Below are 21,456 nucleotides of genomic sequence, written 5' to 3'. Positions count from 1 at the left end.
TCGCTGTGCTAAACCGTTATCCATTATGGAAGTACTTGATGGTATTTTTTGCCATCATCACCGCTGCGTTATACGCACTTCCAAATATCTACGGTGAAGATCCGGCTATTCAAGTTACAGGGGCGCGTGGCGCCTCTGTAGATATGTCAACGCTGGATGCTGTCACTACTGCTCTTGATAAAGAGCAACTCTCTCATAAATCCATTGCTCTCGAAAATGGATCAATTCTTGTTCGTTTTAACGACACTGACACACAAATCAGTGCTCGTGATGTCATCAGCGAAGCGCTTGGCAAAGACACAATTGTTGCACTTAACCTTGCTCCTTCTACACCCGATTGGCTAGAAGCGATTGGCGCGTCACCATTAAAGCTGGGTCTTGACCTTCGTGGTGGTGTCCACTTCTTAATGGAAGTAGACATGGACGCGGCGATGGAAAAGCTCGTTGGTCAGCAAGAAGAAGCTTTCCGTAGCGAACTTCGTGAGGCAAAAATTCGTTATCGTGCTATTCGCCCTTCTGGCAAAGAAGCGGTAGAGGTTCTGCTACGTAACGAAGAGCAATTAGCAGAAGCGAAAGCAATGCTAGAAAAGAATCACCCGGACATGCTCTTTGTCGAATCTGATTCAAATGGCCGTTACGCTCTTACTGCGACCTTTACCGAGCAACGTTTACAAGAGATCCGTAACTACGCTGTTGAGCAAAACATTACGATTTTACGTAACCGTGTAAACGAGCTAGGTGTTGCAGAGCCTCTCGTTCAACGTCAAGGTGCAAGTCGAATTGTTGTTGAGCTTCCTGGTGTTCAAGATACTGCTCGTGCAAAAGAGATTCTAGGTGCGACTGCAACGCTAGAATTCCGTGAAGTTGACGATAAAGCTGACCTATCAGCGGCGGCAAATGGTCGTGCGCCAGCAGGCAGTGAAATCAAAATGGACCGAGACGGTCGTCCGGTTGTGCTTAAGAAGCGTGTTATTCTTGGTGGTCAAAGCATTACGGATGCAAGCTCAAGTGTCGATGAATACGGTCGTCCACAAGTTAACATCTCGCTAGACAGCGAAGGTGGTAACAAGATGTCAGCGTTCTCTAAGAAGAACATCGGTAAGCTAATGGCTACCGTGTTTGCTGAGTACAAAGACAGTGGTCGTCGTACGCCAGAAGGCAAAGTCATCCTAGATAAGCATGAAGAAGTCATCAACCAAGCGACGATTCAATCGGCTCTTGGACGTAACTTCCGTATCACGGGTATAGACTCCGCAGCTGAAGCGCACAACCTTGCACTTCTATTACGTGCTGGTGCACTGATCGCACCTATCTCTATCGTTGAAGAGCGTACTATTGGTCCATCAATGGGCCAGCAAAACATCGATATGGGTATCCAAGCGTGTATCTGGGGTATGGTTGCGGTAATGCTGTTTACACTGCTTTACTACCGTGGCTTTGGCTTGATTGCCAACATCGCTCTAATGGCTAACTTAGTGTTGATCATTGGTGTGATGTCGATGATTCCAGGCGCTACCATGACGCTTCCGGGGATTGCCGGTATCGTGTTAACAGTCGGTATGGCGGTTGATGCGAACGTACTGATCTTCGAGCGTATCCGTGAAGAGCTTCGCGATGGGCGTAGTCCACAACAAGCGATTCACCAAGGTTACGCGAATGCATTCAGTACGATTGCCGATGCGAACATCACGACACTGATTACTGCAATTATCCTATTTGCAGTCGGTACTGGTGCAGTGAAAGGTTTCGCGGTTACTCTATCTATCGGTATCTTAACTTCAATGTTCACCGCCATTATTGGTACACGTTGTATCGTGAACCTGATTTACGGTGGCAAACGCGTTGATAAATTGTCGATCTAAGGCTGGGAATTAATATGTTTCAAATTCTAAAAGCAGAGAAGACGATCGGCTTTATGCGTTGGTCGAAAGTAGCATTCGTTTTTTCAATCTTTATGATTGCTGCTTCTATCTTCACTTTGTCAACTAAGTGGCTAAATTGGGGCCTAGACTTCACTGGCGGTACGCTAATTGAAGTTGGCTTTGAAAAGCCTGCGAACCTTGAAAAAATCCGAACCGCTCTAGATGCGAAAGGTTTTGGTGATGCGACAGTACAAAACTTCGGTAGTGCTCGTGAAGTAATGGTTCGTCTTCGTCCACGTGATGACGTTTCTGGTGAAACGCTGGGCAACCAAATCATTGGTGCTATCAAAGATGGTACTGGCGAAAGCGTAGAAATGCGTCGTATTGAATTCGTAGGTCCTAACGTTGGTGATGAGCTAACAGAAGCTGGCGGTCTAGCGATCCTCGTGTCGCTGATCTGTATCCTGCTTTATGTCTCGATGCGATTTGAATGGCGTCTAGCGGCTGGTGCGGTTATGGCATTGGCTCACGATATCATTATCACGTTAGGTGTTTTCTCATTCCTACAAATAGAAGTTGACCTAACCATCGTCGCGGCATTATTAACGGTAGTCGGTTACTCGCTCAACGATACCATCGTTGTGTTTGACCGTATCCGTGAAAACTTCCGTAAGATGCGTAAAGGTGAGCCAGCCGATATCATGGACGCTTCAATCACCCAAACGTTGAGCCGTACGTTGATTACCTCGGGTACAACATTGTTCGTGGTAATTGCACTGTTCATGCAGGGTGGTGCGATGATTCACGGCTTCGCAACCGCACTTCTACTTGGTATCACTGTAGGTACTTACTCTTCTATCTACGTAGCATCAGCACTAGCGCTAAAACTGGGCATCCAGAAAGAGCACTTGATGCCACCTCAAGTAGAAAAAGAAGGCGCAGAGTTCGACGAAATGCCATAAGGCAGGTTGAGAATCGAAAACAAAAACCGCTGAGCAATCAGCGGTTTTTTTGTATCTGAATCGAGCCGTATGCTTGCAGAACCTCACTGTATGGAGAGCCTTACATTACAGCTAAGTAGATACGGTTCAGTAGATACAAAAAAGCCCCGCTCATTGAGTGGGGCTTTCTAAAGTCATCAGCGTGACGGGCTAAATATGACTTTCAAATCTTACTTAAGGATCGCGCTGTTACCGTTTTCGCGGATGTGCTTAAGGATAGATTTTACGCCACGAGCGCTTGAAGCAACAATGTTACCAGACTTCATGTACTCAGTGCCGCCAGCAAAGTCAGTTAGGATTGCGCCAGCTTCACGAGCAATAAGCTCACCTGCTGCCATATCCCAAGGTTTTAGACCTAGCTCGAAGTAACCATCAACACGGCCAGCAGCCACGTAACATAGGTCAAGAGCAGCAGAGCCGCTACGACGGAAATCAGCACATTCAGTGAATAGCGCACCAACGATCTTGATGTAAGACTCAGCGTGTTGTTTCTGCTTGAATGGGAAGCCTGTTGCTAGAACAGTACCTTGAAGGTCTTTTAGTTGAGCAACACGAATACGCGCACTGTTTAGTTGAGCGCCAGCACCACGTTGTGCAGTGAATAGCTCGTTTTGCATTGGATCGTAAACACAAGCAACTTCAGTTTTGCCTTTGATACGAACAGCGATAGAAACCGCGAAGTGTGGGTAACCTTTTACAAAGTTAGTGGTGCCATCCAGTGGGTCGATGATCCATTGTACGTCTTTATCTTTACCTTCGATAAGACCTTGTTCTTCAGCAACGATACAGTGCTCAGGGTAAGACTGCTTGATAGTATCGATGATGATGTATTCTGCTTCTTTATCTACATTAGTGACAAAGTCATTAGTGCCTTTAAGAGTAGATTCTACTTTATCAGTGTTTTCTAATGATTTAGCAATATGATTGCCTGCCTTTCGCGCAGCGCGAATAGCAATGTTTAGCATTGGATGCATACGAATTTCCCAACGGATGTTAAAGAACAAATGAAAGCGGCGGCGAGTATACCAGAGATCAGTAAAAAGGGAAGTGGTTATTTTTTGTTCTAAAGTCAGTGGTTTTATTGTATTTAGCTTGAGGCGAACGAGAACAATGACCAAGAATGAGAAGAGAGGCCTGCTTCGCCCTAGGGAGTGTTAAAAAACTATGGTAACATTCTGCGGTTTTAATTTAGGTAGCAAACACAGATGTTGGATCAAGTAAAAATTGTACTCGTAGGTACCTCTCATTCAGGCAATATTGGCTCAGCAGCTCGAGCTATGAAAGTGATGGGTTTAAGCCAACTAGTATTAGTCGATCCACAATGTGAAGTGGACGAACAAACTCTTGCTTTGGCTGCGGGTGCTGGTGATATTGCTCAAAATGCAAAGATTGTCGGCACATTAGAAGAAGCGGTTGAAGATTGCAGTCTCGTGGTGGGCTCCAGTGCTCGCTCTCGTACATTAGAATGGCCAATGCTTGAGCCACGTGAATGTGGTGAGAAATTTGCGGTTGAGGGTAGAAAACACCCTGTCGCGCTCGTGTTTGGTCGTGAAAGAACTGGTCTAACAAATGAAGAGCTGCAAAGGTGTCACTACCATGTTTGCATTCCTGCTAACCCTGAATATAGCTCGCTTAACCTAGCGATGGCCGTACAAACTCTGAGTTACGAAGTACGAGTTGCGCATTTGAACTTAGAGCAAAGCCAGTTTGCCCCAAATGAGCCGGAAGAGTACCCACGTCATAGAGAGCTCGAAATGTTCTTCGAGCATCTTGAAAAGGTGATGGTTGAGACCCAGTTTATCAATAAAGAGCAACCAGGACAGGTGATGAATAAATTGCGTCGCTTGTTCTCTCGTGCTCGGCCAGAAACCCAGGAGCTCAATATTCTACGCGGCATTTTAACCTCGATAGAAAAGAAGTTCTGAATAAAGAATAACCGCTTTAGGTGTAAGGATGAATACCTGAGTAAAATGGTCAAATAAATACTTGACCAAATTACTCAGGTATGGAAAAATCTTAACCATTATAAACCATGTGGATACGGTGTGGTATGAAACTTACATCTAAAGGAAGATATGCGGTGACAGCCATGCTGGATGTGGCACTGCATTCGCAACAAAACCCTGTGCCTCTTGCTGACATCTCAGAGCGTCAGGGGATCTCGCTCTCTTACTTAGAGCAGCTATTTTCAAAATTGCGTAAAGCAGGTCTCGTTGCCAGCGTTCGTGGTCCTGGTGGTGGTTACCGACTTGGTGCCGAAGCACACAGTATAGCTATTGGTACCGTGATTGCAGCCGTTGATGAGTCAGTCGATGCAACCAAATGCCAGGGCAAAGGAGATTGCCAAGGTGGAACACGTTGCCTTACTCACACGCTATGGCGCGACTTAAGCTCTCGCATTAGTGACTTCTTGAATAACATCACTCTTGGTGAGTTGATGACAGACAATGAAGTCCTCGAAATTTCTGATCGTCAGGACATTGATCTGGCGGTAACCCATGGGCTATCAAACAAAAATACAACCGCCGCGCCCATCGGTGTAAACGTCCGCTCTTAGCGGTCAGCTTTTTACATTGGAGTAGAGAATGAAACTGCCGATTTATCTTGATTATTCCGCTACATGTCCAGTTGATCCACGTGTTGCTGAAAAAATGGTTCAGTACATGACAATGGATGGCACATTTGGCAACCCAGCGTCGCGTTCGCACCGTTACGGCTGGCAGGCAGAAGAAGCGGTCGATACTGCTCGTGAGCAAATTGCTGACCTTCTAAATGCAGATCCTCGCGAAATCGTATTTACATCTGGTGCGACAGAATCAGACAACCTTGCTATTAAAGGTGCAGCGCACTTTTACTCGAAGAAAGGCAAGCACGTAATCACTTGTAAAACAGAGCACAAAGCCGTTCTTGACCCATGTCGTCAACTTGAGCGTGAAGGCTTTGAAGTGACTTACCTTGAGCCAGAATCAAATGGCTTGATCGATCTAGAGAAGCTTAAAGCGGCAATGCGTGATGACACAGTGCTTGTGTCTATTATGCACGTAAACAACGAGATTGGTGTGGTTCAAGACATTACAGCGATCGGCGAATTGTGTCGTGAGCGTAAAATTGTTTTCCACGTGGATGCAGCGCAATCTGCAGGTAAATTACCAATCGACGTTCAAGAGATGAAAGTTGACCTAATTTCGCTTTCTGCTCACAAAGTTTATGGCCCTAAAGGCATCGGTGCACTTTACGTTCGTCGTAAGCCTCGTATTCGTCTTGAAGCGCAAATGCACGGTGGCGGCCATGAGCGTGGTTTCCGCTCTGGTACACTTCCTACCCACCAAGTCGTTGGTATGGGTGAAGCATTCCGCATTGCAAAAGAAGACATGCAAAAAGATTACGATCACGCTTTAGCGCTTCGTAACCGTCTTTTTGATGGCGTGAAAGACTTAGAAGCAGTGACGGTAAACGGTGACCTTGAGCAACGTGTACCACACAACCTAAACATCAGCTTCGCATTCGTAGAAGGTGAATCACTACTAATGTCGCTTAAAGATCTAGCGGTATCTTCTGGTAGTGCTTGTACGTCTGCAAGTCTTGAGCCTTCTTACGTTCTTCGTGCCCTAGGCATGGATGATGAATTGGCTCACAGCTCGGTTCGTTTCTCGTTTGGTCGTTTCACGACTGAAGAAGAAATTGATTACGCAATTGAACAAATCCGCGTTGCAGTGACTAAGCTACGCGACATGTCTCCTCTATGGGATATGTACAAAGAAGGGATTGATTTGAGCACTGTTGAATGGGCTCACCATTAATCTCAGGGATTGAAATAGAGGATTCGAGGTAATTTATCATGGCATACAGCGAAAAAGTAATTGATCACTACGAGAACCCACGTAACGTTGGTTCATTCGATAAAGAAGACCCATCAGTAGGTAGCGGCATGGTTGGCGCTCCAGCTTGTGGTGACGTAATGAAGCTTCAAATCAAAGTGACACCTGAAGGTATCATCGAAGATGCGAAGTTCAAAACATACGGTTGTGGTAGTGCAATCGCATCAAGCTCACTAGTAACTGAGTGGGTAAAAGGCAAGTCAGTTGATGAAGCAGCAGCAATTAAAAACTCTGAAATTGCTGAAGAGCTAGAGCTTCCACCAGTGAAAGTTCACTGTTCAATTCTTGCTGAAGATGCAATCAAAGCAGCGGTTGCAGACTACAAGAAAAAACACCAAGAATAATTATTCCGTAATATAATGGGAGCTTTGACGCTCCCATTCCAATCGAAATTTAGACAGACTAAGGTGCAGTATGGCCATCACAATGACAGAATCAGCGGCAAGTCGCGTAAGAGCATTCCTAGATAACCGAGGCAAAGGTATCGGTTTACGTCTTGGAGTGAAGACGACTGGTTGTTCAGGCATGGCATATGTACTTGAGTTTGTTGATGAGCTTAACGAAGAAGATGAAGTTTTTGAACTCTCTGGAGTGAAAATCATCATCGACAAAAAAAGCTTAGTGTACCTAGACGGTACCGAATTGGATTACGTGAAAGAAGGGTTGAATGAAGGTTTTGAATTCAACAACCCTAACGCGAAAAGTGAATGTGGTTGTGGTGAAAGCTTCAACGTCTAATTGATTGTCCTTCTGGGCAAGCGAGTCCGGAAGGCTTTACTAGGACCCGAACTTAATGAATCACTTTGAATTATTTGGGCTACCAAGTCAGTTTAAGCTGGATGGTAGCCTTCTTTCTTCTCAGTTCCGAGAACTACAAAAACGCTTCCACCCGGATAACTTTGCAACGGGATCTGAACGTGACCGTTTGATGGCGGTGCAAAAGGCAGCGCAAATCAACGATGCCTATCAAGTTCTGAAAAATCCTATCTCCCGTGCCGAGTACATCCTCGCAGAGCAGGGAGTTGAGATCCGAGGTGAACAGCAGACAATGCAAGATCCAATGTTCTTAATGGAGCAAATGGAGCTGCGCGAAGAACTGGAAGAAATTGCTGACAGCACCGATCCTGAATCGGCGCTTTTTGACTTCGATTCTAAGGTCAGCAAAATGTACAAACAGCATCTGGCAAGCGTCGAGCAAGAGCTTGATGATGGTCTTTGGGCTGAAGCCGCAGACCGAGTTCGTAAGCTAAAATTCATTGCCAAACTAAAGAACGAAATTGAACTAGTCGAAGACAAACTCCTCGGCTAGTTAGCGTGACAAGGACCTATCATGGCACTACTTCAAATCGCAGAACCGGGCCAAAGCTCGGCACCTCATGAGCATAAGTTAGCAGCGGGTATCGACTTAGGTACTACCAACTCTTTGGTTGCTTCTGTACGTAGCGGCGATGCAACTCCACTTGCGGACGAGCAGGGCCGTACTATTTTACCTTCAGTCGTTAATTACACTGAGGAAACGTTAACGGTTGGCCACGAAGCCAAAGCCAAAGCAGAGCTTGAACCAGAGAACACTATTATCTCTGTAAAACGTTTGATCGGTCGTTCATTAAAGGACATTCAGTCCCGTTACTCTTCACTTCCTTATCGTTTTAGAGAGAGTGAAAATGGTCTTCCAATCCTGCAAACGCCTCAAGGTGACAAAAACCCGATTGAAGTATCTGCGGACATTCTAAAAGCGCTAGGTAAGCGAGCAGAAGAAACGTTAGGTGGTGAGTTAGCGGGTGTTGTGATCACTGTTCCTGCTTACTTTGATGATGCTCAGCGTGCAGGTACGAAAGACGCCGCGAAATTAGCAGGTCTTCATGTGCTGCGTCTGCTTAACGAACCAACCGCCGCGGCAATTGCTTATGGCCTAGACTCAGGCCAAGAAGGGGTGATTGCGGTTTACGATCTAGGTGGCGGTACATTTGATATCTCTATTCTACGTTTGTCGAAAGGCGTATTTGAAGTATTAGCAACAGGTGGTGACTCTGCGTTAGGCGGTGATGACTTTGACCATCTGTTAGCGGATTACCTAATGGAGCAAGCGGGTCTCGAAGCCCCACTTTCTGCTGAAATAAACCGTACGCTACTGAACATTGCTACTGCGACTAAGATTGCTTTCTCTGAGCAAGACAGCGTTGACGTTGACGTGTTTGGTTGGAAGGGCACCGTTACTCGTGAGCAGTTCGAAGATCTGATTCGCCCATTAGTGAAGAAAACACTAATGTCTTGTCGTCGTGCATTAAAAGATGCTGATGTTAACGCAGACGAAGTACTCGAAGTTGTCATGGTTGGTGGTTCAACACGCACATTGCTGGTTCGTGAAATGGTAGGCGAGTTTTTTGGCCGCACACCGCTAACAAGCATTAATCCTGATGAAGTTGTCGCAATCGGCGCGGGTATCCAAGCCGACATTCTAGCGGGTAACAAGCCTGATTCAGAAATGTTACTTCTTGACGTGATCCCACTGTCGCTTGGTATTGAAACCATGGGTGGTCTGGTTGAGAAGATCATCCCTCGCAATACCACGATTCCTGTTGCGCGTGCGCAAGAATTTACCACATTCAAAGATGGCCAAACGGCCATGAGTGTTCATGTGGTACAAGGTGAGCGTGAAATGGTTGATGATTGTCGTTCACTGGCTCGTTTCTCATTGAAAGGCATTCCACCGATGGCGGCGGGTGCGGCACATATTCGTGTGACTTACCAAGTTGACGCTGACGGTCTTCTTTCTGTTACGGCAATGGAAAAGAGCACCGGTGTTCAGTCAGAGATTCAAGTAAAACCTTCTTACGGGTTAAGCGATAATGAAGTGGCGGATATGCTGCGTGATTCAATGACGCACGCTAAAGAAGACATGCAAGCTCGTGCGCTAGCGGAGCAGCGTGTTGAGGCCGACCGTGTGATAGAAGGTTTGATTGCAGCGATGCAAGCTGATGGTGACGAACTACTATCAGAACAAGAGAAACAAGACCTGATAAAAGCCATCGAAGCCTTGATTGAGCTGCGTAATGGTGATGATGCAGATGCGATTGAGCAAGGCATTAAAGATACCGATAAAGCGAGCCAAGATTTCGCATCGCGCCGTATGGATAAATCGATTCGAGCTGCGCTGTCAGGTCAATCAGTAGACGATATATAAGAGATAAGTAGTTATGCCTAAGATTATTGTATTACCACACGACGATTTGTGCCCAGAAGGCGCAGTGTTGGAAGCAAACACTGGTGAAACCGTTCTGGACGTAGCGCTAAAAAATGGTATCGGTATTGAACATGCGTGTGAAAAATCATGTGCTTGTACCACCTGTCACGTGATCATCCGTGAAGGTTTTGATTCGCTAGAAGAAAGTGAAGAGCTGGAAGACGACATGCTGGATAAAGCGTGGGGTCTAGAGCCTGAATCACGTCTAGGGTGTCAGGCGAAAATTGCGGATGAAGACTTAGTAGTAGAAATTCCTAAGTACACGCTGAACCACGCTTCAGAAGATCACTAAAACTATCTTCCCAATATAGGGAAGAAGCAAAAGGAAGATGAGCAATGAAATGGACAGATTCTCGCGATATCGCGATTGAACTTTGTGACAAGTTTCCAGATGTTGATCCGCAAACGGTGCGTTTTACCGATCTTCATCAATGGATCATGGAGTTAGATGAGTTTGAAGATGACCCAAACCATTGTAACGAAAAGATTCTGGAAGCCGTTATCATGTGCTGGATGGATGAAGCAGACTAAGTCTGTAAAACACAGCCTAGTTAACAATTCTTAATAAAAAAAGCGGACCTTTAGGTCCGTTTTTTTATCCAATTGACATTTTTGCCCTACATAATGCTAACATCCGTGAGTTATTAAAAAGAAGCAGCGTAGGCAACGCTGCTATAAGACAAGGAGAAACCATGTCTACACAGATGTCTGTATTTTTAAGTCAAGAGTCGGCAGCACCACATTGGGGTGAAAAAGCACTGCTTTCATTCGCTGAAAACGGCGCAACCATTCATTTAGGTGAAGGTCACGATCTTGGTGCAATTCAACGTGCAGCTCGTCAGCTAGATGGCCAAGGAATTCGTTCTATTTTTCTTTCCGGTGATAACTGGGATTTAGAGAGCGTTTGGGCTTTCCACCAAGGTTACCGTAACCCAAAAAAACATGGCTCGGTTGAGTGGTCTGCATTGTCTGAAGAAGATCAAGCAGAGCTTCAAGCGCGTATTACTGCGACTGATTTTACCCGAGATATCATCAATAAAACCGCAGAAGAAGTTGCCCCTCGTCAGCTAGCGACAATGGCCGCTGAATTCATCAAATCTGTTGCACCTAAAGGCACAGTGACAGCTCGTATCGTCAAAGACAAAGACTTGTTGGCAGAAGGTTGGGAAGGTATTTACGCCGTAGGCCGTGGTTCGGAGCGTACTTCTGCGATGCTCCAGCTAGACTACAACCCGACAGGTGACGAGAACGCACCAATATTCGCGTGTCTTGTCGGTAAAGGTATCACCTTTGATTCGGGTGGTTACAGCTTGAAGCCTTCTAACTTCATGAGCGCAATGAAAGCAGACATGGGTGGCTCAGGCACCATCACCGGTGGTCTTGCACTGGCGATTCTTCGTGGTTTGAACAAGCGTGTAAAACTGATCCTTTGTTGTGCAGAGAACATGGTTTCTGGTCGCGCACTCAAGCTTGGCGACATCATCACCTACAAAAACGGTAAAACCGTTGAAATCATGAACACCGATGCAGAAGGTCGTTTAGTGCTTGCTGATGGCCTTATCTACGCCAGTGAACAAAAACCTGAGTTAATCATTGATTGTGCAACACTAACAGGTGCGGCGAAGAATGCGTTGGGTAATGATTACCACGCACTAATGAGTTTCGATGACGAGTTATCGCATCAAGCGCTCACTGCGGCAAACCAAGAAAAAGAAGGTTTATGGTCGCTACCACTTGCTGACTTCCACCGTGGAATGCTGCCGTCAAACTTTGCTGACCTATCGAATATCAGTTCTGGCGACTACTCTCCGGGTGCAAGCACAGCAGCAGCATTCTTGTCTTACTTCGTAGAAGACTACAAAAAAGGCTGGTTGCACTTCGACTGTGCGGGTACATACCGTAAAGCCGCGTCTGATAAATGGGCTGCGGGAGCTACGGGTATGGGCGTTCGTACACTTGCTCGTTTCCTCAATGAGCAAGCTGGTAAATAAGATTGATTGCAGCACTCCTTGTTTGAGTGCTGCTCTTACCCAGTAAGTCACTTTAAAAACACAACTATTATTACAAGTACAGAAAGGAAACTTTATGGCTCTAGAAAGAACATTTTCAATCATTAAGCCGGATGCGGTAGAGCGAAACCTAATTGGTGAAATCTATAACCGTATTGAAAAGGCTGGCCTACGTATTGTCGCTGCTAAAATGGTTCACCTGACTGAAGATCAGGCAAGCGGTTTTTATGCAGAGCATGAAGGTAAAGAGTTTTTCCCTCCACTAAAAGAGTTCATGACATCTGGTCCTATTATGGTTCAGGTACTGGAAGGTGAAAATGCGATTGCACGTTACCGTGAACTGATGGGTAAAACTAACCCAGAGGAAGCGGCATGCGGTACGCTTCGTGCCGATTACGCACTTAGCATGCGTCACAATTCAGTTCATGGTTCCGATAGCCCTGAATCTGCAGCGCGTGAAATTGAGTTTTTCTTCCCTGAGTCAGAGGTTTTCTCTCGCTAATTAGGCGTGATACTGCACTTGTTAGTGATGCTCTGATACAGAAAAGCCTCGGAACTTTCCGAGGCTTTTTCATTTCATATGCCTAAGTTGAGTGGCAATGTTGACTGCATAAGTGATCTCTTACACGCTAACTAGTCTGACTATATAATGGGCTTTAAAACCCAGTAACGTGAGTTATTTTTAGTCTTTTCCCTTTACGATTTCTACGCTTTTACTTTTGATAGTGTAATAGCCACTTATAGCGCAAGAGGCGCTTAAAATTTAATCATTTTGATTTTAATGCCTTAGCAAACTCAGGGTTTTACACCCCTTGTTGTAGCTGCATAAAGGCTGTACAATTCGCGCCCTTATTCTTGTTTCAGTCATTGAGAGGCAACATGACCACTGAAAAAATCAATCTACTCGACTTTGATCGCAAAGGCATGCGTCAGTTTTTCGCAGAAGAACTCGGCGAGAAAGCGTTTCGTGCCGATCAGGTTATGAAGTGGATCTACCATTTCGGTGTAGATGACTTCGAAAAAATGACAAACATTAACAAGAAGCTGCGCGAAAAGCTTTTACACAAGTGCGAAATCAAGGCACCAACAGTCGCAGAAGCTCAGCACTCTTCTGATGGTACGATCAAGTGGGCGATGAACGTTGGTGATCAGGATGTGGAGACGGTTTACATTCCAGAAGATGATCGTGCAACGCTTTGTGTGTCTTCTCAGGTAGGTTGTGCGTTGGAATGTAAGTTCTGCTCAACCGCACAGCAAGGCTTTAACCGTAACTTGAAAGTTTCAGAGATCATCGGTCAGGTGTGGCGCGCTGCACGTGAAATTGGTCTTGAGAAAGAAACAGGTCGCCGCCCAATTACTAACGTCGTGATGATGGGGATGGGTGAACCGCTTCTAAACATGAAGAACTTGATCCCTGCATTAGAACTAATGCTGGACGATCTTGGCTTTGGTTTGTCAAAACGTCGTGTGACTGTATCTACATCAGGTGTGGTTTCTGGTCTTGATCAGATGACAGGCAAAATCGATGTAGCGTTGGCAATTTCCCTTCATGCGCCAAACGATAAGCTGCGTAGTGAAATCATGCCAATTAACGATCGTTGGGATATTCAAGATTTCCTAGCATCAGTTCGCCGTTACATCGCTTCATCGAATGCAAACCGCGGTAAGGTAACGGTTGAGTACGTACTTCTTGATCATGTGAATGATGACATGGACCATGCTCGTGAACTGGCTGAGCTGATGAAAGACACACCATGTAAGATTAACTTGATTCCGTTTAACCCGTACCCAGGTTCACCTTACAAGAAACCAAGTAACTCACGTATCGATCGCTTCCAAAAAACATTGATGCAATATGAGCATACAGTAACGGTTCGTAAGACTCGTGGCGATGACATTGATGCAGCGTGTGGTCAGTTAGTCGGTGATGTGATTGACCGAACTAAACGTACTGCAATGTTAAAAGCGTCGCGCGGTGCTGATACCATTGAAGTAAAAGCCGTATAAACGACCGGAATTCAAAAATAGCCAGAGCCATTTGCTCTGGCTATTTTGTTTAGCGATAAGAGCATTTCTGCCAAGATTTATGACGACAACTCTCCAACTCGAGGTTATTTGGGTATAATTTCGAATTCCTTTGTCAAAGTTTGGACAAAAGCTTGAGCTATCTGTTAGTTTGAGTGTAAAGAGTTTTTGTCTTCGTTACACATTCGCTTATCATGATATGTGACATTAACGATGACACCGATAATTCTCAGCATTTTCTCACATACGCTTTGCTGATTTTTGCAAAACGGGTATTCACACTCAAATCGCTGAGAGTTTCTTAAAATTATTATTTTGGTTAACGCGTTTAGGCTAGCTATCTTTTAAAGAGGCTTAAGAACAATAACGAAAATACATAACCACGTTAGCCACTAAAACAGATTAAATACCACCATTATGACAGAACACGAAAATACGAATGAAGTGCCACTTTCTATTGAAGCTGGCACATTACTGAAAAACAAACGCGAATCTCTTGGGATGAGTCAAAAGCAAGTTGCTGATCGCCTGAGGCTTCGCGTTTCTGTTATTGAAGATATTGAAAATAACCGATTTGAGTCTCAACAAGTTGCGACATTTACGCGTGGTTACTTGCGTTCTTACGCGAAGTTCGTGGGCCTTGATGAGAAGATGGTTTTGACTGCGTTAGAGCAGACAGCAGATGTACAGCCACAAGAGCAAGAAATTGAAATGCAGAGTTTCTCTCGCAAAACAAAAGATGAGAAGCACAATAGCCGTATCATGCTCCTGACTTGGGTTATCGGGTTGGTCATTATTGGTATTTCTGCAGCTTGGTGGTGGCAAAACCAGCAAGAGAATAGCCTAACGAAGGAAGTTACGGATTCAAGTGTTGAAGCGCCGAAGCCCACAGCGCAAGAGTTAGCTGATATCGATTTAATGACGGCTGAGGAATTAATCGCAAGTACTCCTGAAGACGTTGTTTCAACAAGTAATGATGTTGTTTCAACAAGTAATGATGTTGTTGAAACGAGTGAAGTACCAGTCGAGCAAGGTAGCGATCCTCTGCTTGCTGAAACTGAAAATACAACAAGCGTAGATTCTGAAGAACCTGTTGCCGTGATTGAAACTGCGGAAGAGGAACAGCCTGCGCCAGTCGTACCTGAAGGCATGACACTTCTTACTATGAAGTTTAAAGCGGACTGTTGGATTCAAGTAAAAGACACCAATGGTAAAACGCTGGTAAGTGGTACTCATAAACCAGGACAAGATGTAGAACTTACCGGAAAAGCGCCGTTTAAAGTGATATTAGGCGCACCGGAAGGGGTTACAATGACATTTGCAAGTGAACCTGTCGACCTTTCTGGGTATACTTCAGGCAAAGTAGCTAGATTCACTCTACCGTTATAAAAAATTATGCAACACGAATCTCCAATTATTCGTCGTAAATCGACGCGTATTTATGTGGGTGATGTGCCAATTGGTGATGGTGCGCCAATTGCCGTACAGTCAATGACTAACACTCGCACGACTGACGTAGAAGCGACAGTCGCTCAAATCCGAGCACTAGAAAAAGTCGGTGCAGATATCGTTCGAGTTTCTGTACCTACCATGGACGCAGCAGAAGCTTTCAAACTGATTAAACAGCAAGTTTCTGTACCATTAGTGGCTGATATTCATTTCGACTATCGTATCGCGCTGAAAGTGGCGGAGTACGGTGTTGACTGTTTACGCATCAACCCAGGTAACATCGGCAATGAAGAGCGCATTCGCGCTGTTGTTGACTGTGCTCGCGATAAAAACATCCCAATCCGTATTGGTGTCAACGGTGGATCTTTGGAAAAAGATTTACAGATGAAATACGGCGAACCAACGCCAGAAGCTTTAGTTGAATCGGCGATGCGTCACGTAGATCATCTCGATCGTCTTAACTTTGACCAATTTAAAGTTAGCGTGAAAGCTTCAGACGTCTTCCTTGCGGTGGATTCATACCGTCTGCTAGCGAAGAAAATCGATCAGCCTCTTCACTTGGGTATTACAGAAGCGGGTGGTGCTCGTGCTGGTGCTGTTAAGTCATCTGTTGGCTTAGGTATGCTGTTATCTGAAGGGATCGGTGATACGCTGCGTATCTCTTTGGCTGCCGATCCAGTTGAAGAAATCAAAGTCGGTTTCGACATTCTTAAATCTCTGCGTATTCGCTCTCGAGGCATCAACTTTATTGCTTGCCCAAGTTGCTCGCGCCAAGAATTTGATGTGATTGGCACGGTGAACGCACTTGAGCAGCGTTTAGAAGACATCATCACGCCAATGGATGTGTCTATCATCGGTTGTGTGGTAAACGGCCCTGGTGAAGCAGAAGTTTCTCACTTAGGTCTAGCAGGCAGTAACAAGAAGAGCGCATTCTACGAAGATGGCAAACGCCAGAAAGAACGCTTTGATAACGATGACCTTGTGAATCAGCTAGAAGCTAAGATCCGTGCGAAAGCCGCCATGATGAATGGCGAAAATCGCATCGAAGTTAAAGTACAAGATTAATCTCAACGAGAATTACGGTAAGTATTGTGGCAAAAACAATTCAAGCAATTCGAGGCATGAACGATTGCCTCCCAACTCAGTCGCCACTGTGGCAAAAACTAGAAAACACAGTGAAAAATGTAATTAGCGCATACGGTTATAACGAAGTGCGCATGCCAATCGTTGAAGAAACAAACCTATTCAGCCGCGCTGTTGGTGAAGAGACAGACGTCGTTTCAAAAGAAATGTACACCTTTGATGATCGTAACGGAGACAGCCTAACACTTCGCCCTGAAGGTACGGCGGGTTGTGTACGTTCATGTATTCAAAACAGCCTGATCAACCGTGATGAACAGCGTCTGTGGTACATGGGGCCTATGTTCCGTCATGAGCGTCCGCAGAAAGGTCGTTACCGTCAATTCCACCAGTGTGGTGTTGAGGTGTTTGGTCTAAATGGTCCAGATGTTGATGCAGAGCTTATCATGATGACGGCTCGACTATGGCGTGAGCTAGGTATCAATGAACATGTTCGTCTTGAGCTGAACTCTATCGGTTCTCAAGAAGACCGCGCAGACTACCGTACTGCACTGGTTGCATTCCTTGAGCAACATATCGATGTGCTAGACGAAGATTGTAAGCGTCGCATGCACACGAACCCACTGCGTGTTCTGGATACGAAGAATCCTGACGTTCAAGCTATTTTAGGTGATGCACCTCGCCTTTCGGAGTACTTAGGTGAAGAATCTAAAGCACACTTCGCAGGTCTATGTGAACTTTTAGACGCTGCAGGTATCGAATACACAGTTAACGAACGTCTAGTTCGTGGTCTGGATTACTACAACCGCACGGTATTTGAATGGATCACTGAAAGCCTAGGTGCTCAAGGCACCGTTTGTGGCGGTGGTCGTTACGATGGTCTTGTAGAGCAATTAGGTGGTAAACCAACACCAGCAGTTGGCTTTGCAATGGGCCTAGAGCGTCTTGTTCTGATGCTAGAAACACTAGAACTAACAGACGTTCGTCGCAGTGTGGATGTTTACGTAGTAACAGCAGGCGAAGGCACCATGATGGCAGGAATGAAGCTAGCAGAGCAGCTTCGTGAATCTATCCCTGGCGTTCGTGTGATGAATCACTTCGGTGGCGGTAACTTCAAGAAACAGTTTAAACGTGCAGACAAAGTTGGTGCTGTTATAGCATTAGTTCTGGGTGAAAACGAAGTTGCGGATAATACCGTAGTGCTGAAAGACTTGGCCGGTGGTGAGCAAGAGACTTACAACCAAGCAGAAGTTGCAGAAAAGATCGCAGCACTGATTTAAGTCTTTTAGTAATCTAACAAAATTACATCCTAGTTCGTAAGCTAAGGCTCCCAAATGTGGAGCCTTTAAACGAAATAGGAACAATGGCAGCTAAGCTGCCATTTACATGTTTTAAGAGGACAGGAAGTGGAACTTTACGATACTGAAGAACAACAAGTTGAAGCCATTAAAGACTGGTGGAAGGAAAACGGCAAAGCCGTCATCATCGGTGCGGTTGTTGGCTTAGGTGGTCTATTTGGCTGGCGTTACTACCAGGATTCTGTGATTCAGGCGAGTGAAGCAGCTTCTCAAAGCTACACGACAGCAATGAATGCTTTGCAAGATAAAGGTACTGATGCTCAAGCTGACGTGAAAGCTTTCATTGAGTCAAATGAAGTAAAAGAATATTCAGTATTGGCTGCGCTACAACTTGCTAAAGCACAAGTTGAAGCTCAAGATCTTTCTGCTGCATTGGAGCAATTGAAGTGGGCGCAAAGCAACACTCAAGATGCTGCGCTATTACCATTGATTAGTTACCGTATTGCACGCATTGAAACGGAAATGGGTAACTTTGACGCTGCAACGGCTGAGCTAAGTAACGTCACTGATGCAGCATGGACAGGGCGTATTGCTGAACTTCGTGGCGATATTGCGATTCGCCAAGGTGACAAAGATGCCGCATACGCTGCGTATACTGAAGCTCAGCAAGCGGCAGACGCAAGCCCGACGCTACAAATGAAATTGGACGATCTGGCGAAATAAGGACCGCATTGGATGAAAAGAGTCTTTAACAAAGCCTTGTTAGGGGTGTTAACAATGGGAGTGCTTGCCGGTTGTGCTGGTGAGAAAGATACCATTGTAATGGCGCCACTACCTCAGGTAGACAGTGAATTTACAACCAGTAGTGAGTGGAGCACATCGGTTGGCGATGGTGTTGGTCATTACTTTTCAAAGCTATCCCCTGTATTTGCGAATGATACATTGTTCGTGGCAAGTCGCGATGGCTTAGTAAAAGCGCTGGATCCTGAAAACGGTAAACAACGTTGGCAAACGGACCTAGAAGAAGATGTCATTGCTCGTCTCTCTGGTGGTATCACAGCAGCATACGGAAACCTTTATATTGGCTCTGAGAATGGTGAAGTCATCTCTCTTGACCAAGAAACAGGTGAAGTTGTTTGGCGTGTGAAAGTTGGTGGTGAGGTACTGGCGAAGCCAGTTGCAGATTCAGGCCTTATTATCATCAATACGAGCCGAGGCATGTTGATTGCCCTTAATGAGAGTACAGGTGAGCAACGCTGGGCATTGAGTACAGAAGTGCCGAACCTAACTTTACGTGGCGACAGTACTCCGACTGCAATTGGCGGCGGTGTATTTTGGGGAACGGCAAATGGCCGACTCGCAGCTGCTATCGTTGAGCGTGGTCAGCTGATTTGGCAACAGCCTGTTGGTACGCCAAAAGGCGCGACAGAAATTGATCGTTTGGTTGACGTTGATTCATCGCCAATTGTGCTAGGCGGTACTCTTTTCACCATTGGATACAATGGCCAACTTATAGCCATTGACTTGCGTTCAGCGAACCCGATTTGGAAGCGTAATTACTCATCTGCAACAGATATTTCTACAGATGGTAGCCGCATCTTTGTGATAACGGAAAAAGATCATGTTGTTGCCGTTGATTCACGAAGTGGGACTGAGTTGTGGGAAAACAGCTTGCTTGAGCACCGACAACTTACAGCGCCAGTTATTGTCGGCAATTATCTCGTTGTCGGTGACACGCTTGGTTACCTTCACTGGATGGATCGTTCAACAGGCGAATTTGTTGCGCAGCAGTTTATCGATGATAGCGGCTTGGCCGTTGGCCCGACGTTATTGTCGGATGGTTATGTGATTACAACTCGCAACGGCGATGTAAAGAAACTAACCATTAACGAATAATATCGTGATATAATTCACATTCGGCTCCTGGCTGGTGACAGCTAGGAGCCGTTTTGTTGTTTGAATTTATTAACCCTGACGTGGTTATAGGTAAAAAGCTGGTTTGATTTGGCATCGAGCAAGTCGTTACCTATAACTACAGAAGAAAGATTATTGTAGAGGTTGTTATGGTACCTGTTGTAGCTCTAGTAGGGCGTCCGAACGTAGGTAAATCTACACTATTTAACCGATTGACTCGCACTCGTGACGCGTTGGTTGCGGACTTTCCAGGCCTAACGCGAGACCGTAAATATGGCCAGGCGAGACTTGGTGAAGAGCACGAATTCATTGTGATTGATACCGGCGGTATTGATGGCACAGAAGAAGGCGTGGAAACAAAGATGGCAGAACAGTCATTAGCCGCGATTGATGAGGCTGATGTTGTATTGTTCCTTGTTGACGGTCGTGCTGGTCTGACTCCTTCAGATGCAGCAATTGCTGCGCATCTGCGTAAAATTGAAAAGCCAGCGATGCTGGTAGTAAACAAAATAGATGGTATTGATGCCGATGCGGCGTGTGCTGATTTTTGGCAGCTCGGCGTGGATGATATGTATCAGATTGCGGCCGCTCATGGCCGTGGTGTGACCGCTTTGCTTGAGCGTGCTTTATCTCCATTCTTTGATGATCTATTAACAAGTGAATCTGAAGAAGGTGAGATTGAAGACCTGACTGGATTCGAAGACGAAGAGCCTCTTGTTGAAGATTACACTGAAGAAGACGCAGAAGCTGAATTCAAGCGCCTTCAAGAGCAGCCGATTAAGTTGGCGATCATCGGTCGTCCTAACGTAGGTAAATCGACACTGACTAACCGTATTCTGGGTGAAGAACGTGTAGTTGTATACGATATGCCTGGTACAACGCGTGATTCTATCTACATCCCGATGGAGCGTGATGGACGCGAATACGTACTAATTGATACCGCAGGTGTTCGTCGTCGTGGTCGTATCAATGAAACGGTTGAAAAGTTCTCTGTTGTTAAGACGCTGAAAGCGGTAGAAGATGCAAACGTCGTTCTACTGGTGATTGATGCACGTGAAAATATTTCAGACCAAGACCTAAGCTTGCTTGGTTTTGCACTGAATGCTGGCCGCTCAATTGTCATCGCCGTTAACAAGTGGGATGGCCTAGACAGTGACGTGAAAGAAAGCGTGAAGAAAGAACTGGACCGCCGTCTAGGATTCGTCGATTTCGCGCGTATCCACTTTATCTCTGCGCTGCACGGTACTGGCGTTGGTCACTTGTTTGAATCTATCCAAGAAGCATATAACTCGGCGACAACGCGTGTGGGTACGTCAGTACTGACGCGTATCATGAAGATGGCAGTGGATGATCACCAGCCGCCAATGGTTCGTGGTCGTCGTATCAAACTCAAATACGCACACGCAGGTGGTTACAACCCACCGATCGTTGTTATCCACGGTAACATGGTTCGTGAATTGCCAGATTCGTATAAACGTTATCTGATGAACTACTTCCGTAAGTCTCTGGAAATTATGGGAACACCGATTCGCATTAACTTCCACAACAGTGATAACCCATACGAGAACCGTACGAATAAGCTTACGCTATCACAAGAGCGTAAACGCAAACGTATGATGTCGATGGTGAAAAACCGCAATAAATAATGAAATTCGAATACCCAAGTTTCTACTTGGGTATTTTTTTATCAAAAGTA

Annotated in this window: 21 protein-coding genes; 20 read left to right on the top strand and 1 reads right to left on the bottom strand. The window is 45.6% G+C overall.

Going from position 1 to position 21,456, the window contains the following annotated elements:
• Positions 1 to 5 precede the first annotated feature (5 nt).
• The gene (gene secD / locus VEA_RS14165) at positions 6 to 1,862 is read left to right on the top strand and encodes a protein translocase subunit SecD (RefSeq protein WP_006741889.1); all 1,857 of its coding nucleotides are present in this window, start codon (positions 6 to 8) and stop codon (positions 1,860 to 1,862) included.
• 14 nt (positions 1,863 to 1,876) lie between these two features.
• Positions 1,877 to 2,824 (top strand): protein translocase subunit SecF, encoded by a 948-nt coding sequence (secF, locus tag VEA_RS14160; protein WP_005391572.1) that lies wholly within the window; start codon positions 1,877 to 1,879, stop codon positions 2,822 to 2,824.
• Positions 2,825 to 3,033: 209 nt separating this feature from the next.
• Here secF and suhB read toward each other — a convergent pair whose 3' ends face one another.
• Positions 3,034 to 3,837 (bottom strand): inositol-1-monophosphatase, encoded by an 804-nt coding sequence (gene suhB / locus VEA_RS14155; protein ID WP_012842115.1) that lies wholly within the window; start codon positions 3,835 to 3,837, stop codon positions 3,034 to 3,036.
• Positions 3,838 to 4,068: 231 nt separating this feature from the next.
• Here suhB and trmJ point away from each other — a divergent pair, with 231 nt between their 5' ends.
• From trmJ to der, 18 genes are all read left to right on the top strand, one after another.
• Positions 4,069 to 4,788, top strand: coding sequence for a tRNA (cytosine(32)/uridine(32)-2'-O)-methyltransferase TrmJ (gene trmJ, locus VEA_RS14150; RefSeq protein ID WP_006741887.1), 720 nt, complete (start codon positions 4,069 to 4,071; stop codon positions 4,786 to 4,788).
• A 125-nt stretch (positions 4,789 to 4,913) separates the two neighbouring features.
• Complete coding sequence (gene iscR / locus VEA_RS14145; protein ID WP_041852989.1) at positions 4,914 to 5,420, top strand: Fe-S cluster assembly transcriptional regulator IscR; 507 nt, start codon at positions 4,914 to 4,916, stop codon at positions 5,418 to 5,420.
• A gap of 28 nt (positions 5,421 to 5,448) precedes the next feature.
• The gene (locus VEA_RS14140) at positions 5,449 to 6,663 is read left to right on the top strand and encodes an IscS subfamily cysteine desulfurase (protein WP_006741886.1); all 1,215 of its coding nucleotides are present in this window, start codon (positions 5,449 to 5,451) and stop codon (positions 6,661 to 6,663) included.
• Between the two features lie 38 nt (positions 6,664 to 6,701).
• Complete coding sequence (gene iscU, locus VEA_RS14135; RefSeq protein ID WP_005381718.1) at positions 6,702 to 7,085, top strand: Fe-S cluster assembly scaffold IscU; 384 nt, start codon at positions 6,702 to 6,704, stop codon at positions 7,083 to 7,085.
• Between the two features lie 70 nt (positions 7,086 to 7,155).
• On the top strand, positions 7,156 to 7,479 hold the full coding sequence (gene iscA / locus VEA_RS14130; protein WP_005391554.1) for an iron-sulfur cluster assembly protein IscA: 324 nt from the start codon (positions 7,156 to 7,158) through the stop codon (positions 7,477 to 7,479).
• A gap of 55 nt (positions 7,480 to 7,534) precedes the next feature.
• A complete protein-coding gene (hscB, locus tag VEA_RS14125; RefSeq protein WP_012842113.1) occupies positions 7,535 to 8,050 on the top strand; it encodes a co-chaperone HscB in 516 nt (171 codons plus the stop codon).
• A 21-nt stretch (positions 8,051 to 8,071) separates the two neighbouring features.
• Positions 8,072 to 9,925, top strand: coding sequence for a Fe-S protein assembly chaperone HscA (gene hscA, locus VEA_RS14120; RefSeq protein ID WP_006741885.1), 1,854 nt, complete (start codon positions 8,072 to 8,074; stop codon positions 9,923 to 9,925).
• 13 nt (positions 9,926 to 9,938) lie between these two features.
• Positions 9,939 to 10,277, top strand: a complete 339-nt coding sequence (gene fdx / locus VEA_RS14115; protein WP_005391548.1) for an ISC system 2Fe-2S type ferredoxin — start codon at positions 9,939 to 9,941, stop codon at positions 10,275 to 10,277.
• 44 nt (positions 10,278 to 10,321) lie between these two features.
• Positions 10,322 to 10,516, top strand: a complete 195-nt coding sequence (iscX, locus tag VEA_RS14110) for a Fe-S cluster assembly protein IscX (protein ID WP_005391546.1) — start codon at positions 10,322 to 10,324, stop codon at positions 10,514 to 10,516.
• Between the two features lie 161 nt (positions 10,517 to 10,677).
• Positions 10,678 to 11,976, top strand: coding sequence for an aminopeptidase PepB (gene pepB / locus VEA_RS14105; protein ID WP_006741884.1), 1,299 nt, complete (start codon positions 10,678 to 10,680; stop codon positions 11,974 to 11,976).
• A 94-nt stretch (positions 11,977 to 12,070) separates the two neighbouring features.
• The gene (gene ndk / locus VEA_RS14100; protein ID WP_005391542.1) at positions 12,071 to 12,496 is read left to right on the top strand and encodes a nucleoside-diphosphate kinase; all 426 of its coding nucleotides are present in this window, start codon (positions 12,071 to 12,073) and stop codon (positions 12,494 to 12,496) included.
• 377 nt (positions 12,497 to 12,873) lie between these two features.
• Positions 12,874 to 14,001: a dual-specificity RNA methyltransferase RlmN gene (rlmN, locus tag VEA_RS14095; RefSeq protein ID WP_005391540.1), complete on the top strand. Its 1,128-nt coding sequence runs from the start codon at positions 12,874 to 12,876 to the stop codon at positions 13,999 to 14,001.
• A 435-nt stretch (positions 14,002 to 14,436) separates the two neighbouring features.
• Positions 14,437 to 15,408, top strand: a complete 972-nt coding sequence (gene rodZ, locus VEA_RS14090) for a cytoskeleton protein RodZ (protein WP_006741883.1) — start codon at positions 14,437 to 14,439, stop codon at positions 15,406 to 15,408.
• Positions 15,409 to 15,414: 6 nt separating this feature from the next.
• Positions 15,415 to 16,533 carry a flavodoxin-dependent (E)-4-hydroxy-3-methylbut-2-enyl-diphosphate synthase gene (gene ispG / locus VEA_RS14085; protein WP_005391537.1) on the top strand — a complete coding sequence of 373 codons (1,119 nt, stop codon included), beginning with the start codon at positions 15,415 to 15,417 and terminating at the stop codon, positions 16,531 to 16,533.
• Positions 16,534 to 16,559: 26 nt separating this feature from the next.
• Positions 16,560 to 17,828 carry a histidine--tRNA ligase gene (hisS, locus tag VEA_RS14080; protein ID WP_006741882.1) on the top strand — a complete coding sequence of 423 codons (1,269 nt, stop codon included), beginning with the start codon at positions 16,560 to 16,562 and terminating at the stop codon, positions 17,826 to 17,828.
• A gap of 126 nt (positions 17,829 to 17,954) precedes the next feature.
• The gene (locus tag VEA_RS14075) at positions 17,955 to 18,569 is read left to right on the top strand and encodes a YfgM family protein (RefSeq protein ID WP_005391529.1); all 615 of its coding nucleotides are present in this window, start codon (positions 17,955 to 17,957) and stop codon (positions 18,567 to 18,569) included.
• Between the two features lie 12 nt (positions 18,570 to 18,581).
• Complete coding sequence (gene bamB, locus VEA_RS14070; RefSeq protein ID WP_006741881.1) at positions 18,582 to 19,742, top strand: outer membrane protein assembly factor BamB; 1,161 nt, start codon at positions 18,582 to 18,584, stop codon at positions 19,740 to 19,742.
• A gap of 167 nt (positions 19,743 to 19,909) precedes the next feature.
• Positions 19,910 to 21,406, top strand: a complete 1,497-nt coding sequence (gene der, locus VEA_RS14065) for a ribosome biogenesis GTPase Der (protein WP_005391527.1) — start codon at positions 19,910 to 19,912, stop codon at positions 21,404 to 21,406.
• Positions 21,407 to 21,456: the final 50 nt, after the last annotated feature.

This window comes from Vibrio antiquarius (assembly GCF_000024825.1).
GTDB classification, from domain to species: Bacteria; Pseudomonadota; Gammaproteobacteria; order Enterobacterales; family Vibrionaceae; genus Vibrio; species Vibrio diabolicus.
The sequence above is the reverse complement of the archived record's forward strand: the minus strand, read 5'-3'. Positions and strand labels throughout refer to the sequence as shown.

Bases quoted from the DNA above. Each gene is read 5' to 3' on its own strand.
- secF (WP_005391572.1), top strand. From the start codon at position 1,877: ATGTTTCAAATTCTAAAAGCAGAGAAGACGATCGGCTTTATGCGTTGG.
- suhB (WP_012842115.1), bottom strand. From the start codon at position 3,837: ATGCATCCAATGCTAAACATTGCTATTCGCGCTGCGCGAAAGGCAGGC.
- trmJ (WP_006741887.1), top strand. From the start codon at position 4,069: ATGTTGGATCAAGTAAAAATTGTACTCGTAGGTACCTCTCATTCAGGC.
- iscR (WP_041852989.1), top strand. From the start codon at position 4,914: ATGAAACTTACATCTAAAGGAAGATATGCGGTGACAGCCATGCTGGAT.
- VEA_RS14140 (WP_006741886.1), top strand. From the start codon at position 5,449: ATGAAACTGCCGATTTATCTTGATTATTCCGCTACATGTCCAGTTGAT.
- iscU (WP_005381718.1), top strand. From the start codon at position 6,702: ATGGCATACAGCGAAAAAGTAATTGATCACTACGAGAACCCACGTAAC.
- iscA (WP_005391554.1), top strand. From the start codon at position 7,156: ATGGCCATCACAATGACAGAATCAGCGGCAAGTCGCGTAAGAGCATTC.
- hscB (WP_012842113.1), top strand. From the start codon at position 7,535: ATGAATCACTTTGAATTATTTGGGCTACCAAGTCAGTTTAAGCTGGAT.
- hscA (WP_006741885.1), top strand. From the start codon at position 8,072: ATGGCACTACTTCAAATCGCAGAACCGGGCCAAAGCTCGGCACCTCAT.
- fdx (WP_005391548.1), top strand. From the start codon at position 9,939: ATGCCTAAGATTATTGTATTACCACACGACGATTTGTGCCCAGAAGGC.
- iscX (WP_005391546.1), top strand. From the start codon at position 10,322: ATGAAATGGACAGATTCTCGCGATATCGCGATTGAACTTTGTGACAAG.
- pepB (WP_006741884.1), top strand. From the start codon at position 10,678: ATGTCTACACAGATGTCTGTATTTTTAAGTCAAGAGTCGGCAGCACCA.
- ndk (WP_005391542.1), top strand. From the start codon at position 12,071: ATGGCTCTAGAAAGAACATTTTCAATCATTAAGCCGGATGCGGTAGAG.
- rlmN (WP_005391540.1), top strand. From the start codon at position 12,874: ATGACCACTGAAAAAATCAATCTACTCGACTTTGATCGCAAAGGCATG.
- rodZ (WP_006741883.1), top strand. From the start codon at position 14,437: ATGACAGAACACGAAAATACGAATGAAGTGCCACTTTCTATTGAAGCT.
- ispG (WP_005391537.1), top strand. From the start codon at position 15,415: ATGCAACACGAATCTCCAATTATTCGTCGTAAATCGACGCGTATTTAT.
- bamB (WP_006741881.1), top strand. From the start codon at position 18,582: ATGAAAAGAGTCTTTAACAAAGCCTTGTTAGGGGTGTTAACAATGGGA.
- der (WP_005391527.1), top strand. From the start codon at position 19,910: ATGGTACCTGTTGTAGCTCTAGTAGGGCGTCCGAACGTAGGTAAATCT.